This is a genomic window from Bradyrhizobium sp. (assembly GCF_019244115.1).
GTDB lineage: Bacteria > Pseudomonadota > Alphaproteobacteria > Rhizobiales > Xanthobacteraceae > Bradyrhizobium.
The window spans coordinates 1-14,079 of record NZ_JAFATE010000075.1 but is presented as its reverse complement, the minus strand read 5'-3'; the positions used below and the strand labels follow the sequence as shown (position 1 = coordinate 14,079).

Annotated in this window: 12 protein-coding genes and 2 pseudogenes; 7 read left to right on the top strand and 7 right to left on the bottom strand. The window is 63.8% G+C overall.

Annotated features, from left to right (window positions below; genetic code table 11):
* Together JOZ76_RS03545 and JOZ76_RS03540 are read right to left on the bottom strand one after the other, a co-directional pair.
* Positions 1-838: pseudogene (locus JOZ76_RS03545) on the bottom strand (YgiQ family radical SAM protein); the annotation flags it as partial.
* An 84-nt stretch (positions 839-922) separates the two neighbouring features.
* Positions 923-1,316: pseudogene (locus JOZ76_RS03540) on the bottom strand (VOC family protein).
* Positions 1,317-1,636: 320 nt separating this feature from the next.
* Between JOZ76_RS03540 and JOZ76_RS03535 the strand changes: the two are divergent.
* The 3 genes from JOZ76_RS03535 to JOZ76_RS03525 all read left to right on the top strand — a co-directional run bounded on the left by JOZ76_RS03535 (position 1,637) and on the right by JOZ76_RS03525 (position 5,532).
* Positions 1,637-2,041: a hypothetical protein gene (locus tag JOZ76_RS03535; protein WP_291697243.1), complete on the top strand. Its 405-nt coding sequence runs from the start codon at positions 1,637-1,639 to the stop codon at positions 2,039-2,041.
* 1,016 nt (positions 2,042-3,057) lie between these two features.
* A complete protein-coding gene (locus JOZ76_RS03530) occupies positions 3,058-5,064 on the top strand; it encodes an SPFH domain-containing protein (protein ID WP_291697242.1) in 2,007 nt (668 codons plus the stop codon).
* Between the two features lie 87 nt (positions 5,065-5,151).
* The gene (locus tag JOZ76_RS03525; RefSeq protein ID WP_291697241.1) at positions 5,152-5,532 is read left to right on the top strand and encodes a VOC family protein; all 381 of its coding nucleotides are present in this window, start codon (positions 5,152-5,154) and stop codon (positions 5,530-5,532) included.
* 25 nt (positions 5,533-5,557) lie between these two features.
* Here JOZ76_RS03525 and JOZ76_RS38110 read toward each other — a convergent pair whose 3' ends face one another.
* On the bottom strand, positions 5,558-6,259 hold the full coding sequence (locus JOZ76_RS38110; protein ID WP_366938538.1) for a pentapeptide repeat-containing protein: 702 nt from the start codon (positions 6,257-6,259) through the stop codon (positions 5,558-5,560).
* Between the two features lie 437 nt (positions 6,260-6,696).
* On the opposite strand from JOZ76_RS38110, the gene JOZ76_RS03515 reads away from it, so the two are divergent.
* Positions 6,697-8,298 (top strand): ATP-binding protein, encoded by a 1,602-nt coding sequence (locus JOZ76_RS03515; protein WP_291697239.1) that lies wholly within the window; start codon positions 6,697-6,699, stop codon positions 8,296-8,298.
* A 74-nt stretch (positions 8,299-8,372) separates the two neighbouring features.
* Here JOZ76_RS03515 and JOZ76_RS03510 read toward each other — a convergent pair whose 3' ends face one another.
* The 3 genes from JOZ76_RS03510 to JOZ76_RS03500 all read right to left on the bottom strand — a co-directional run bounded on the left by JOZ76_RS03510 (position 8,373) and on the right by JOZ76_RS03500 (position 11,548).
* Positions 8,373-9,872: a PAS domain-containing sensor histidine kinase gene (locus JOZ76_RS03510; protein WP_291697238.1), complete on the bottom strand. Its 1,500-nt coding sequence runs from the start codon at positions 9,870-9,872 to the stop codon at positions 8,373-8,375.
* Positions 9,873-10,125: 253 nt separating this feature from the next.
* Positions 10,126-10,344, bottom strand: coding sequence for a hypothetical protein (locus JOZ76_RS03505; protein ID WP_291697237.1), 219 nt, complete (start codon positions 10,342-10,344; stop codon positions 10,126-10,128).
* Positions 10,345-10,507: 163 nt separating this feature from the next.
* Positions 10,508-11,548, bottom strand: coding sequence for a MerR family transcriptional regulator (locus JOZ76_RS03500; RefSeq protein ID WP_291697236.1), 1,041 nt, complete (start codon positions 11,546-11,548; stop codon positions 10,508-10,510).
* A gap of 242 nt (positions 11,549-11,790) precedes the next feature.
* Here JOZ76_RS03500 and JOZ76_RS03495 point away from each other — a divergent pair, with 242 nt between their 5' ends.
* The 3 genes from JOZ76_RS03495 to JOZ76_RS03485 all read left to right on the top strand — a co-directional run bounded on the left by JOZ76_RS03495 (position 11,791) and on the right by JOZ76_RS03485 (position 13,758).
* Positions 11,791-12,690, top strand: a complete 900-nt coding sequence (locus JOZ76_RS03495) for an SMP-30/gluconolactonase/LRE family protein (RefSeq protein WP_291697235.1) — start codon at positions 11,791-11,793, stop codon at positions 12,688-12,690.
* A 111-nt stretch (positions 12,691-12,801) separates the two neighbouring features.
* A complete protein-coding gene (locus tag JOZ76_RS03490) occupies positions 12,802-13,158 on the top strand; it encodes a hypothetical protein (protein ID WP_291697234.1) in 357 nt (118 codons plus the stop codon).
* 189 nt (positions 13,159-13,347) lie between these two features.
* On the top strand, positions 13,348-13,758 hold the full coding sequence (locus JOZ76_RS03485; RefSeq protein WP_291697233.1) for a hypothetical protein: 411 nt from the start codon (positions 13,348-13,350) through the stop codon (positions 13,756-13,758).
* Positions 13,759-13,865: 107 nt separating this feature from the next.
* On the opposite strand, the gene JOZ76_RS03480 is transcribed toward JOZ76_RS03485, so the two are convergent.
* Positions 13,866-14,079 (bottom strand): hypothetical protein (locus tag JOZ76_RS03480; RefSeq protein ID WP_291697232.1); only part of this gene is annotated, 214 nt, incomplete at its 5' end.

Genomic DNA, 14,079 nt, shown 5'->3' with positions numbered 1-14,079 from the left:
CCCGGTGCAGCACGCGCGAGGCGCGCGCATAGGCCTCGCGGTCGGCTTCGACCGCCTCGCACGACGGCAGCCGGATCACGGTGGCGCCGGGCCGCCGCGCCGCGCCCTCGTCGGCCGAATCGAGATCGTCGGCGTGCAGCTCCGTGCAATCTGCCGGCACACGGCGGAACAGCGCGGTGCCGCGCACGGAATCAATGTCGCGCGGCGCTTCGCCGGCGGCGAGCCGGTGCGCCACCTCGACCACGGCGCGTTCGGCGTTGCCATAAAGCAAAAGATCAGCCTTGGCGTCGGCCAGCACCGAGCGGCGCACCTTGTCGGACCAGTAGTCGAAATGCGCGATGCGGCGCAGCGACGCCTCGATGCCGCCGAGCACGATCGGCACATCCTTGAACGCCTCGCGGCAGCGCTGCGCGTAGACGATGGTGCAGCGGTCCGGCCGCTTGCCGCCTTCGCCGCCCGGCGTGTAGGCGTCGTCATGGCGCAGCCGGCGGTCCGCCGTGTAGCGGTTGACCATGGAGTCCATGTTGCCGCCGGTGACGCCGAAGAACAGCCGCGGCCTGCCCAGCGCCTTGAACGGCTCGGCCGACTGCCAGTCGGGCTGCGCGATGATGCCGACCCGAAAACCCTGCGCCTCCAGCAGCCGGCCGATGATCGCCATGCCAAAACTTGGATGGTCGACATAGGCATCGCCGGTCACCAGCACGATGTCGCAGGTGTCCCAGCCGAGCGCGGTCATCTCGGCGCGGCTCATCGGCAAAAACGGCGCCGGCCTGCCGGGATGCGCCCGGTGGCGGGGCCATGACATCAGGGTTGTTGCAATGTGGACAGGAGTTTCCATGACATGAAGGCATAAGACTCCGGGCCGGCAAATTCAACCGATGGGACATACCGCCCGGCGCGGCCGGGTATCGCGTTCCCATCGCTAGGAGCTGGGCTCAATCAGGTCCCAGCGGTTGCCGCAGAGATCCTCGAACACCGCGACAATGCCATAGGCTTCATGGCGCGGCGGCTCGACAAACTGCACGCCGGCCGCGGTCATGCGCGCGTGATCGCGCGCGAAATCGTCCGTTTCCAGGAACAGGAAGACCCGCCCTCCGGTCTGGTTGCCGATGCGTGCCGCTTGAGCCGAACCATCCGCCCGCGCCCAATAGCAGGCCGCAGCCGGTGCCGCCCCGCGGACGCACTACCACCCAGCGCTTGCCGCCGCCGCGCGGCGCATCTTCGCAGAGCTCGAAATTCAAAGGGCCGGTGAAGAAGGCGATCGCTTCGTCGTAGTCCGCGACCACGAGGCTGACGAGAGACAGATGCTGATTCATCGCCCGACCAAGCGAATTGCGACAAGTTGGCTGGGGGAGCAATAACATTATATCGGCTGAGCGAGCAGCCAATTGTCCGAGAGCCTGCCATGTTTCACGGAAATCCACTCGATTATCGGCACGCGGGACGTCGGACGGGCGATCGCGTTCTATGCAAGCCATGACGTAGGATGGATTGAGCGTCAGCGAAACCCGTCATCGCGCCATTTGCTCGATCAAGGATAAGTTTCGCAAGAGCTCAACCCATCCTACGCCTTACTCGATCGCGTCAAGGACCACCTGCACCGATCAGCGACGCCGTTGAAAGCAAGGAGAACGAAATGAAAGCCTTCAATCCATTCGCAATCGCCGCTCTCATTGCCTGCCTGATCGCCCCGGGCAGCGGACGCGCCCAATCAGCCCCACCGCCCGTGCCAACCACGCGCATCCTCGCCATTGGCACCGTCAATCCCGGCGTCGATCCGGCGGCCGTGCGCGCCATTCTGCCCACGGAGGTTCGCGAGACCGTAAAACTTTATCTGGATGGCAAGATCGACCAATGGTTCTCGCTTCAGGGCCGCAGCGGCGTTGCTTTCATCTTGAACGTCACCGACACCGCGGCTGCTCGCGACATGCTCGAAAAACTGCCTCTGGGCCAGGCGCACCTGATGAGCTTTGAGCTCATTCCTCTTGGGCCGCTCAATCCGCTGCGGCTGTTGCAGGGAATGACCACCGGCTCGCCCTGAGCAAGCCTGGCCCGGATCAGCGGTTACGGCCGTTGAAACTCGCCATTCAATATTTGGGGTAGTACGTAGTATGAGGTTAGGCAGCGAAACCCATCATCGCGTCATTTGCTCGATCAACGATGGGTTTCGCAAGTGCTCAACCCATTCTACGCCTTACTGCCCGACGGGCAAGTCGTACGCGTCATGCGCAAATTGCCCGTCGTGTCGCAAAGTTGTTTCCGATTTTCGAAATCCAGCTTGACATTTCTCCGAATCAGAAGCATTATCCGCGCCGTCCCGCCTCGTTTGAAGAGGGCGTTATGGCCGATCGTCACCGAACGTGGGCGCGGGATGCGATGGACGCTTTGGCGTCGCGCGTGCCTTGTGCACGGACGAACGACGCCCGGACGGACGTAAAATCGTGTGGTCCTGGCCTCCCGACGCTGAGGCCAAGTCTTGCGCATGATGATGCGCGAGGCGATGGGAGCAAGAAAGCCCGGTTCCCAGGGAGAGCGCGATATAAGCGTTAAAACCGTCGTGCAGGGAATGCCGGGATGACTTGGCTGAACCTGTGGTGACTGCCGCCTGCTTTTTGTTTTGCAGGCGGGCCATGGGGGCGGCCAGCTCCCGGCATTCCCTGCGCCCTCTTCGCTATCGGGGGCGGCACAAGCGATAAACCCGGGCGCGATTTTGCGTCGCGGGAACGCGGCCGCTCGTGCCGGCAGTTCTTTGAAATCTTGAAGCCGCACATGTTGGGCGTCTCGCGAATCGTCGAGGCGCGAGGGGGTCGTATCGAGCCGGAAGCACTCTTTGCGACCTGTCGCGCAGCTTTCGGATGACGCGATCATACGTGCGCATTGGGCCGATTCTTGAGAGCCCTTTTGAACTTTTCAAGGAGGTATCCGACAAAAAACATTGGCAGGGCGGCGAGCCCTCGCCGCTTGTGCCAAACGGCGCCGGCTCACATCTGCGTTCCGCAATTTGCGCTGCTGTCCGGGGCTCACCCGGCCGCCCAGTTGCGACAGTGGAGATTAACTATGGACCTCAATGGTTTCAACGGCGCTGGACTTTTGCAGCCGGCGCTTTGGGCCGTGGCAGTCGGCGCGCTCGTGATCCTGGTGCGCGTTTCGAACGTCTTTCGCTACATCCCCAACAACCAGGTCGGCATCGTCGAAAAGCTGTGGGCGATGAAGGGATCGGTCGGCGGCGGCTTCATCGCGCTGAACGGCGAAGCAGGTTATGAGCCCGAAGTGCTGCGCGGCGGCCTTCACCTGCTGTTTCCCTTCATGTACCGGATCCACAAATCGGACCTGGTCACGGTCGGGCAGGGCAAGATCGCCTATGTGTTCGCGCGCGACGGCGCGCCGCTCGGTGCCTCGCAGGTGCTGGGCGCCAACGACAGCGAGGACAATTCCGACTTCCAGGACGCGCGGCGGTTTCTGCTGGGCGGCGGGCAGAAGGGCCCGCAGCGGAAGATTTTGCGCGAGGGCACCTATGCGATCAACACCACCCAGTTCGCCGTGATAACGGACGACCGGGTCTATGGTCATGCGCTGAGCGGACAGGAACAGACCGTGCTCGAAGGCATGCAGCTGACCATCGCCGAGCGCTGGGGTTTTACGCCGGTCGTGCTCGCGGCCGATCACGACCTCGTCGGCATCGTCACCGTGCATGACGGTCCGTCGCTGCCGCCTGGCGAAATCATCGCGCCCGAAATCGGCACCGAGCTGTGCGAGGCCGAAACCTTTCACAACAATTTCCAGGAGCCCGAAAAATTCCTCCGAGGCGGCGGCTATCGCGGACGCCAGCTGCAGGTCATCGTCGAGGGCACCTGGTACATCAACCGTCTGTTCGCCACCGTCGAGGCCGTGCCGAAGACGGTGATCCCGGTCGGCAATGTCGGCGTCGTCATCTTCTATACCGGGCCGCAAACCGACGACGTCTCGGGCGAGCAGTATCGGCACGGCGAACTTGTCGTCAACGGTAGCCGCGGCGTCTGGAAGGATCCGCTGCTGCCGGGCAAGTACGCCTTCAATACCTATGCGGGCAAGATTGAGATCATCCCGACCGTCAACTTCATCCTGAAATGGGTGCGCGGCGAGGTCGGGGCGATGAAGCTCGACGAGAACCTCTCGGAAATCTCGCTGATCACCAAGGACGCGTTCGAGCCGACGCTGCCGCTCTCGGTCGTCATGCATATCGACTACAAGAAGGCGCCGATGATCATCCAGCGTTTTGGCGACGTGAAAAAGCTGGTCGAGCAGACGCTCGATCCGATGGTCTCTGCCTTCTTCAAGAACATCGCGCAGAAGATGACGCTGATCGAGCTGTTGCAGAACCGCGCCGCGATCCAGCAGGAATCGGCCAGCGAGATGAAGGAGAAGTTTGCCAGCTATTCGCTCGATTTGCAGGAGGTGCTGATCGGCACGCCGCGCGCTCCGGCCGGCGACCATACCATCGAGGACATCCTGATCCAGCTGCGCTCGCGCCAGGTCGCGCGCGAGCAGATCGAGACCTACAAGGAGCAGGAGCGGGCCGCGGTCCAGGAGCGCGCGCTCAACGAGGCCAAGGCGACGGCGGCGGCGCAGACCGCGCTGACGCAGTCGCTCATCCAGATCAAGGTGAACGAGAACGAGGGCGCCGCCGCGCTGGCGCGCGCGCAGAAGGATGCGGAGACCCGCAAGGTGACGGCCGCGGCGGTCGGCGAGCAGTCGCGGCTCGAGGGTCAGGGCGAGGCCGACCGGGTGCTCGCGGTCGGCGCCGCGAACGCGCAGGCCACAAAGCTGTCGGTCGATGCCTACGGCGGCCCCGAATTCCGCCTGGCCGAGCAGAATTTTGCGAAATTCGCCGACGCCCTGACGCGGATCAATCAGCCGCTGGTGCCGCAATTCCTGATGTCCGGCGCACAGGGGCAGGAGGGCGGCAATGCCGGCCTGATCCCGACCGCAATGCTGAGCTCGATGTTCGGCCGGATGATGCCGGACGCCCTGGCGAAGCTGAAGGACGAGGCGCCGCGGACCGGACATAGGGTCAATGGTCAATGAGTCGTAGCGACGGGGGCGCCTTCTGGACGGTGTTGGTGACGCCGCTTTTTAGAGGTGCTCCCGAAGTAATCTGTTTCGGAGCATTAAATGTTCAGGGAAACCCACCCGATCATCGGTACACGGGACGTCGAACGGGCTATCGCGTTCTATACGAGCCAGCTCGGCTTCACGCTGGCCTTCAAGGACAACAGCGAGCAGCCGAACTATGTCGGATTTCGCCGCGACGCCGTCGAACTCCACATGCAGTTCCAGTTCGAACATGAGATGGGCACCATCCGCCTGCGCTTGCTGGTGGAGGATCCAGACGCGCTTTTCGACGAGTACCGGCAACGAGGTGTCACATGCTCGCCGAGCGGCATTCGCGATACGCCGTGGCGAACGCGCGAGTTCGCCCTCTATGACCTGGACCGCAACGCGCTCACCTTCTATCGGCGTCTGACCAATGCAGCGAAAGCGCGGCAAACCTGAACTCGTCATGGTCCACAAGACGCCATCACCGCTGCCGCACGCGAACCGACACGCCCATCGCGTCGAGCAGGCGGAACATCTGATCGTCGCTGATCCTAAGACCCGCGAAGTCGGCGAGCGTCGTCAGATTCAATCCGCTCACCTCGGCGCCGGCAAGCTCCGCGCCGCTGAGCTTTGCACCATTGAGGATGGCCTGGAACAGGTCGCAATCGGAAAGGTCTGCATCGGTCAGGTCGGCACCGGACAGATCGGCTTCGCGAAGCCGGCTGCCGGCAAGCGTGCAAGCGGGCAATTTCGCCTCGGAGAGGTCGACAAAATCCATCTTGCAGGCGTGAAAGTTCGCCCGTGTCTCGATCTTTTTGCGGCTCAGCGCGCGACTGAAATCGACCTTGGTGAATTTAGCGCCAGTGAGGTTGCAGTCGCGCATCTCGACGGAAAAAAGCTCGGTTCGGTCGAACACGGCGAGCCGCAGGTCGCAGGCGATGAACGCAGCGCGTTGCAGGTTGCTGAAGGCAAAGCTGCAGCCCTTGCCGTCTTCACCGGTAAGGCTGCAATCCTCGAAGCGAACGTCCGCCAATTCAGCATGCGAGAAGCGGCAGGACACGAACCGGCAATTTGCAAAGCGCGCGTCATTGAGGCCGGGATTGGAGAACTGGATTCGCTCGAAGACGCAGTCCGCGAACGATGCGCCCTGGCCATCCAGTTCCGGCCATCGATCATCGATCATCCGCAATGCCCGGACAGGCTTGCCGGCGCGGATTTCTTTGGCGAGCGCGTCGATCGTCATCTAGGCCCCTGGAGAGAGATCGAGTGGTTCATCCGGAGCATACTCGCCTCGAACCCGATGGTGGGGCAAGACCTTTGCTCCGTGTTGCCAGCCAGCGGCATTCGGTGTCGGACTTCGTTGCGGTTGTATGCCCGAACCAAGCGGTTCGCACGCGGCCTTGCCCGCGCCGTCTTTGCAGTCGAGGGGTGACATGCGCAACATTCGGACGCGAGGTCGCGCAGCCGTCATGCGGTCGCGGTTCGACCGCGATGAGATCTTCGGGCAATCCTGCGTTGAGCTTGCGGCGGTCGGTGCAAACCGGAATGATCCGAGCACTTACCCGGTGGGCCCCAGGGATCGCGGTCCTGCGCCGGCTTACCGGTTTCTTGGAGACGGATATGTCGACGCTCGCCCCGCTTGGCGCATGCCTGGAATGGAATCAGGGTCTGATCTGGCTGAACGCCGTGTCCGACGCCATAGCGGCCTGTGCCTTCCTGACGACGGCCTTCGTTTTGGGGCTTTTCGCATGGCGTCGGCGCCGCGATCTCATCCCGATGTTTCGCATCGTATTTCCGGTCTTTGCGCTCTTCGTCGCCCTTGCCGGAATGACCCACCTCGAACAGATCGTCACCTGGTGGGTGCCGGTCTATTCCCTCGAAGCCGTGACGAAAGCTGTTCTGGCGCTGATCTCGCTCGCCATCACGGCGATCATGGTGCTGATGTTGCCAAAACTCCTGGTGATGCCGACACGCGTCCAGCTTCAGCAGGCCTATGCGGCGCTCGAGGAGGAGGTCAGGCAGCGCCAGAAGGCCGAGGCGATGGTCAAGCGCTTCCAGGAGATCGAGGCCAACGAGGCCCAGGTCCGCCAGGCGCAGAAGATGGAGGCGGTCGGCCAGCTCACCGGTGGGGTCGCCCATGACTTCAACAACATCCTGACCGTGATCACCGGATCGATCGAGATCGTCGGCGAGGCCGTCAGGCATGATCCGCTGCTCAGCCAGATCACCGACATGATCCGCGCTGCAGCCGCGCGCGGCGCCGATCTCACCCAGCATCTGCTGGCGTTCGCGCGCCGGCAACCGCTGCAGCCCCGTGCGACCGACGTCAATGGTATGGTGATCGACGCGGCACGCCTGTTGCGGCCGACGCTCGGTGAACATGTCGAAATCGAATCGATGCTGGCGCATGATTGCGCGCCCGCTTTGATCGATCCGAGCCAGCTCTCGACCGCGATCCTGAACCTCGCCTTGAATGCGCGGGACGCCATGCCGGACGGCGGCAAGCTGACGCTGGAAACCAAGAACGTCGTGCTGGACGACAATTACGCCGCGATGAACAGCGAGGTGAAGGCCGGCAATTACGTCATGATCGCGGTCAGCGACACGGGACAGGGCATCCCGCAAAGCCTGCTCGACAAGGTGTTCGAGCCGTTCTTCACCACCAAGGGCATCGGCAAGGGATCGGGGCTCGGCCTGTCGATGGTCTACGGCTTCGTCAAGCAGTCGAACGGGCACATCAAGATCTACAGCGAGGAAGGCCACGGCACCACGGTCAAGCTCTATCTGCCGCAGGCCGCCGGCGTGCCCGAGGGGCTGGCCACCGAAACCAGCATCGCCGCCGGCGACCACGGCGACGAATCCATCCTGATCGTCGAGGACGACGCGCTGGTCCGCGACTATGTGGTCACGCAGATCAGCCGGTTCGGCTATCACACGCTGGCCGCCAGCAACGCCGCCGAGGGGCTCAAGATCATCAACGGTCCGGAACGCATCGATCTGTTGTTCACCGACGTGATCATTCCCGGCGGCATGAACGGCCGCCAGCTCGCGATCGAAGCGCAAAAACGTCGCCCGGGGCTCAAGGTGCTCTACACGTCGGGCTATACCGAAAACGCCATCGTGCATCATGGCCGGCTCGACGCCGGCGTGCTGCTGCTGGCGAAACCCTATGTCTCCTCGGAGCTTGCGCGGATGATCCGGGCCGCCTTGGGGCGTGAATGAATCCCGCCGGGGTCAAGCGGCGAGACCGCGCAGCGACACGCATCGGTGCCCATGATCCGCATCGACGGATCATTTTATGGCGTACGCAGGGTGAACTGAAACAAGGCGCCGCGTGGCTCATTCGCGCCGGCGGAAAGCCGGCCGCCATGCGCCCGGATGATCGTATCGCAGATCGCCAGCCCCATGCCGATGCCCTCCGGCTTGGTGGTGATGAAGGGCTGGAACAGCTGGCTGGCCATTGCCGGATCAAGCCCCGGACCGTTGTCGCGCACGGCGACGACGATCGCGTTCGCGGCATCCGTCGAGGTGCTGATTGCGAGCTTCCGCGTTCCCGCCTCGAGGCCGCTCATCGCTTCCACTGCGTTGAGGATGAGGTTGAGGACGACCTGCTGCAGCTGGACGCGATTGCCGTCGACGCGCGGCAGAGCGGCGGCAAGCTCGGTCTGCAGCGAAATGCCATGTTTGAGCAGCTCGCTCTTGGTGATGGTCAGGACGTCCAGGATGGCTTTGTTGACATCGACGCTCTCTTTCGGTGCCGGGCTCTTCTTGATCAGGGCGCGGATCCAGTTGATGACCTCGCCGGCGCGTTCGGCATCGCTGAGAATGGCATCCAGCGTCCGTCGCACCGCCGGGACGTCGGGTGGCCGCGAGTCGAGCCAGCCCAGCGCCGCCTCGGCATTGAGCAGCATCGCCATGATCGGCTGGCTGACTTCGTGGGCGATCGAGGCGGCGACCTGTCCCATGGCGGCGGCGCGATTGGCGTGGGCCAGTTCCGCCTGAACCTCGCGGATGGTCTCGGCGGCCCGCTTGCGTTCGGTGATGTCGCGGGCGAGCGAAATGACCAGCCGCCGGCTGCCCTGGCAAAACTCCCGCATCCGGACCTCGACCGGAAACACGGCGCCGTCCTTGCGGCGATAGCGGCTCTCCAGCGACGCGACGCCGCCCGCACTGAGCTGTTCGCGCCTTCGCTGCCAGGTCATTGCATCCATCTCGAGATCGAACAGCAGCGCCGTCTTGCCGATCAGTTCGTCGCGGCTATAGCCGAGGCTCTCGCAGGCATTGCGGTTGACATCGAGAACGTCGCCCTGTTCGTCGTGCAGCACGAAGCAGTCGGTGGCGTGGTCGACGAAGGTGCGAAAGCGCGCCTCGCTTTCCCTGAGCGCCTCGTCGGACCGCTTGCGCTCCGTGACGTGGCGGCCGACCCCGCGGTAGCCGATGAACTGTCCGGTCTGGTCGAAGACGGGCAGTCCGGAGACGGACACATAGCGCTTGCCGCCGTCCGGGGTCGGCCGCGCGAGTTCGAAGTCGCGGAATGGCAGATGCGCATCGAGCGTTTCCCGATGTCTGCGCCAGGCTTCTTCATCGGGCTCGAGATACGGCACTTCCCAGCGCCTCTTGCCGAGTTCGGAGACGGGCTGTTCGGCGAGCGCGTCGGCGAATTCCTGCCGAATGAAGCGATGCTGCGCGTCGGTTTCCCAGTACACGTCGAAAGAGAACTGCACCAGCGTGCGGAATCGCTCTTCGCTCTCGCGCAGCGCCTCGATGATCTCAGACGGATGAGCCGGATGCTGCATGGTCGACCCTGGTGCGCAACAGCAATAGATTCACGCGACACTGCGACGAGCGCAGCCCCGTCGAGCGTCCCGATGGGTCAGTTGGCGCCAGCAGTCGTGAACAACGGGTCAACTCGCCTCCCACCGCGAACGATCGCCAGGAGTGTCTCGCCGACACTCTCGCGTCTGCGAGATCTTCCGGATCATCCAGCCATACTCTGCACGGCCGACCGATGCAACCACGCCATGGCGGCGGCGCAACCGCTCGCCGGCGCTATCCTCGGAGTTCTTTCAGCGCGAGGCTGCAGATTTCGGCCGGATCTCGCAGACCGGTCCTGCCGATCGCAATGATCCGTTTGGCCACCACCTTTGTCACGAGGTCGTTGCGCTCGAACAATCCGAGGGCCTGCAGGAACTCCTCGAAGGCAAGGTTCAGAGCTTCGACATCGTCGGCCTGGAAATTACTGTCCCCCAGAAATCGATCGATCGGCATCCCGTCCACCGTTGACGCAGGAGCCACCAGCCGCGGGCAATCCTAGAGGCGGTTCATGACCGGAACCTTAACGTGAATTAATCATCCCCAGCGTTTCGAGAATCCCGGCTAGGGCAACGGTATATTTGGCGATGCAGGACGGTAAGGAGATGCTGACGAAGCCTCAGGAACCGGTGCTTGCGGGGCGCCATGCAATCATGCCTTCGGTGCGGGCCCGCACCTCGGGCGAAGCGATGCAGGTCGCGACCGCCTCAAAGCCGGGAGATCCGGGATGGGGCACGACATACAGCGGCGGGCTGTGATTGGCGGGGCAGAAGATGATCGTCTCACCGCCGTCCATGGCGGCCAGATCGAGGATCGCGGACGATCGCGTCAGCAGGAACAGCGGACGTGCGCCATCCCCGCGGCGGCGCAGATGCGCCATCAGGGCTTCCTGGGTTGGCTGGTCCAATCCCTTTTCCACGAGGTCGACGACCAGGATCGCCGCGCGGTCGGATTCCAGGCCGACGAGAAGGGCCGCGAGCGCATCCGATCGCGACGCCCCCTCGCCCACGAGCCAATCGAGCGCCCGCTCCACGCGCGACCTCAGCGCCGCATCGGCTTCGAGCTCTGCGCGAGCGGCAGCGCAGCCATCGGCCAAGCGCTCCGGGCCAAGGAACGCCGCCCCCGGCAGCGTCTCCGCCAGCCGCAGCGCCAGCCGTGTCTTGCCGCTGCCGAGCGGACCGGTGACGTAGTTCAAATGGCCGAGACCGCCGAGTTCGAACAATTCGCCGCCCCACGGCCACGGCAACTCGAAGGCGATACGGAGCGCTTTTGCGGACGCCAGCAGCCGTGGAAGGTCTCCGGGCTCGGGCGCATTGCCCCGGCTGAGGTCGGCCCTGATCTTGCGGACCGCCTCGGCGGTGCCGGCAAGCTCGCGGATTCGGCCTTCGAGCGTCGCCTGATGTGCGGCCAGAGCTGGCTCCAGACAGTTGGCCTCGCCGCTGAGCACGCGCGCCACCTCGGCAAGGCTGAGGCCGAGCGAGCGCAATGCGACGACCTCCGCGGCGCGGGCCATCTCGCTTGCGCCAAAGGTCCGCCATCCAGCCGCCGTGCGACCGGGCGCGACCAGGCCGCGCTGCTCATAGAGTCTCAAGGCCTTGGCGGACACGCCGAGATGCCGGGCCGCCTCGGACGGGCTGAAGAAACGCGTGGAGGAGTTCACGAATCACCTCGTTGTTTGCTGGACCGTCCCTCTTATCGGGGCGGTCCCAGGGGACGGCGCAATGGGTATTCGTTGGAATTCGGTGATTCCGTTACGGCCTGCCCCCGGCGGGGAGAGCGGGTCACGTTGCCCTTGGTCGCAACGTTGAGATACGTTTCGGCCTGCAAGACGCCCGACCGTCCCCGCGCAGAGCAACAGCACCACGCAGGCACCTTCAGAACCTGCGATTGATTGGAGGAAGAATGCTGCCCTATGTCGTCCACGATGCCAGGTTTTCGCGTCTCGTGATCAGCCATGCCAATCTCGAAAAGCTCGCCAGCGGGTGCCGCTGGGCCGAAGGCCCGGCGTATTTCCCCGCCGGTCGCTATCTCGTCTGGTCGGACATTCCCAACGACCGGATGATGCGCTTCGACGAGACCGACGCATCGGTGTCGGTGTTTCGCTGCCCGAGCAACAATTCCAACGGCAATACGGTCGATCGCGACGGGCGCCTGATCAGCTGCGAACATCTGATGCGGCGGGTCACGAGGACCGAACACGACGGCTCGATCAGGGTGCTGGCCGATCAGTATGAGGGCGGCCGGCTGAACTCGCCCAACGATGTGGTGGTCAAGTCGGACGGCTCGATCTGGTTCTCCGATCCGACCTACGGAATTGATGGCGATTATGAGGGTCGCCAGAGCAAGTCCGAGATCGGCGCCGCCAATGTCTATCGGATCGAGGGCGAAAGCGGCAAAGTTGCGCGCGTCGTGTCGGACCGGGTGCAGCCCAACGGACTGGCGTTCTCGCCGGACGAAACCGTGCTTTACGTCGCCGATACCGGCGCGACCCATGTCTCGGGACTTCCTGCGACCATCTGGTCCTACAAGGTCGAGGGCCATGCACTCGGCGAAGCCTCGCTGTTCGCCACGTGCCCGGAAGGATTGTTCGATGGGTTTCGCTGTGACATCCACGGCAACATCTGGACATCGGCGGGCCGCGACGTCTTCTGCTATGCGCCGGACGGCACGCATCTGGGCACCATCCCGGTCGGGGAACTGGTCGCCAATGTCTGCTTCGGCGGACAGCGCCGCAATCGTCTCTACATCTGCGGGCAGACGTCGCTCTACGCGATCTATCTCAATACCCGCGCCGCGGTTTAGGAAATGCCGAGGTGACTTTGCGGATGCCGCGTCCTGCAGCGACGGCCTTCCGCGACCCGGATCATTCCAATTGGCTTTGGAACGAGTGGCCGCGCCTTGCGTTATGGCCAGATGCGATCAAAGCTCCCGATCTTCGCAGGTTGTTTGCTAGGCGTGGCGTCCTGCGCTGCGACGGCCCAAGCGCCGCCGACGCCTGCCACGCCGCCACAACAAACCGCTCCCGCGGCGCCCTCGTCTTCAGCCGATTGTGCGGTGAGGGCACCGCGCGGCGAGGTGTCGCCGGATGGTTCGACGGTGGGTCGGTCTGGCAAACCGCTCGGCGACAAGCTCGCAGAGTCGGAAGGTGTGTTGTGCCCGCCCGCCGGCGTCGATCCAGAGATTCGCGCGCCGACACCAGATACCGGCGACAAGCCGGCGATCCCGCCGCCTGGCAGCCCGGGCGGCAATCCAAACGTTCGTCCGAAGTGACGCGGGTTTTCCGACGCGAGCATCACGATCAGTGCCGGCCGATGTTTGCTTCGCGGCACCCGCGGATGGCCACCACGACGGTCTTTTCGCGAACTTCGGAAAAACGGATGTGCGTGCCGCGCGTCTAACAGGAACGAGCCCGGCACAGCCTCGTTACACAGCATGGGCTAACGTTCAAAGGAGCCGTCCATGTGTGACTACAGCTTGCATGTCGTGTCCTCGCGGCCGGCGGAATCGGCCGAGACGATCGTCACGTCCGAGTTCGTCGGGACAAAAACCAGAGGCTTTGCGTCACCGGCAGATCCGACAACTGCCGTTTGCCTGCGTCCCGGCACCGAGGTCGTGTTCGAGACCAACGCGTACTCCGAGGGTCTGTTGTTTCGACGCAGCATCGGCCAGCGTCTCGCTCGCTTTCGGCAGATCGACCTGGACAAGCCCGCGCAACATCACGATGCATTGGAGTTCGCGAACGGCACGATCGTGCTGGTGACGGACCTTGCGATCGGTCAGAGGGCCACGGTCCTGCAGTTGCCGGTCGATCCGGCCGAGAAGCCGGTCACCACGACGACAGCATCCGCGCCGGAAAGCGTTTTGGCGTGATCGCCGCGCCGGGATCCTCGCCCACAAAAAATCCCCGGAATGTTTCCGGGGATTTTTCAGTTCGGGATCTCGCGATGCTAGGCCGCGGGCTACGCGGTGAAACCACGTCAGGAAAAAATGAAGTCGGAGCCGGGGTCCACGACCTCGTCGGGCGTGGATTCGCAGGGGCGGATTTCGAGGTTGTTATCCAGGATCTTTTCGCCGCCAGGCCCGATTTCGACAAGTCCGGCGCGCTCGGCTGCTTCCCAGGCGGCTTGAGGTGTGGGGAAGCTGCGCGTCAATCGTTCATCTGCTTCATATAGCGCGTATGGCATCACCGTC

What these genes read in the sequence shown, in the direction of transcription:
- JOZ76_RS03535 (WP_291697243.1), top strand. Translation starts at nt 1,637, where the DNA reads ATGAAAGCCTTCAATCCATTCGCAATCGCCGCTCTCATTGCCTGCCTG.
- JOZ76_RS03530 (WP_291697242.1), top strand. Translation starts at nt 3,058, where the DNA reads ATGGACCTCAATGGTTTCAACGGCGCTGGACTTTTGCAGCCGGCGCTT.
- JOZ76_RS03525 (WP_291697241.1), top strand. Translation starts at nt 5,152, where the DNA reads ATGTTCAGGGAAACCCACCCGATCATCGGTACACGGGACGTCGAACGG.
- JOZ76_RS38110 (WP_366938538.1), bottom strand. Translation starts at nt 6,259, where the DNA reads ATGATCGATGATCGATGGCCGGAACTGGATGGCCAGGGCGCATCGTTC.
- JOZ76_RS03515 (WP_291697239.1), top strand. Translation starts at nt 6,697, where the DNA reads ATGTCGACGCTCGCCCCGCTTGGCGCATGCCTGGAATGGAATCAGGGT.
- JOZ76_RS03510 (WP_291697238.1), bottom strand. Translation starts at nt 9,872, where the DNA reads ATGCAGCATCCGGCTCATCCGTCTGAGATCATCGAGGCGCTGCGCGAG.
- JOZ76_RS03505 (WP_291697237.1), bottom strand. Translation starts at nt 10,344, where the DNA reads ATGCCGATCGATCGATTTCTGGGGGACAGTAATTTCCAGGCCGACGAT.
- JOZ76_RS03495 (WP_291697235.1), top strand. Translation starts at nt 11,791, where the DNA reads ATGCTGCCCTATGTCGTCCACGATGCCAGGTTTTCGCGTCTCGTGATC.
- JOZ76_RS03490 (WP_291697234.1), top strand. Translation starts at nt 12,802, where the DNA reads ATGCGATCAAAGCTCCCGATCTTCGCAGGTTGTTTGCTAGGCGTGGCG.
- JOZ76_RS03485 (WP_291697233.1), top strand. Translation starts at nt 13,348, where the DNA reads ATGTGTGACTACAGCTTGCATGTCGTGTCCTCGCGGCCGGCGGAATCG.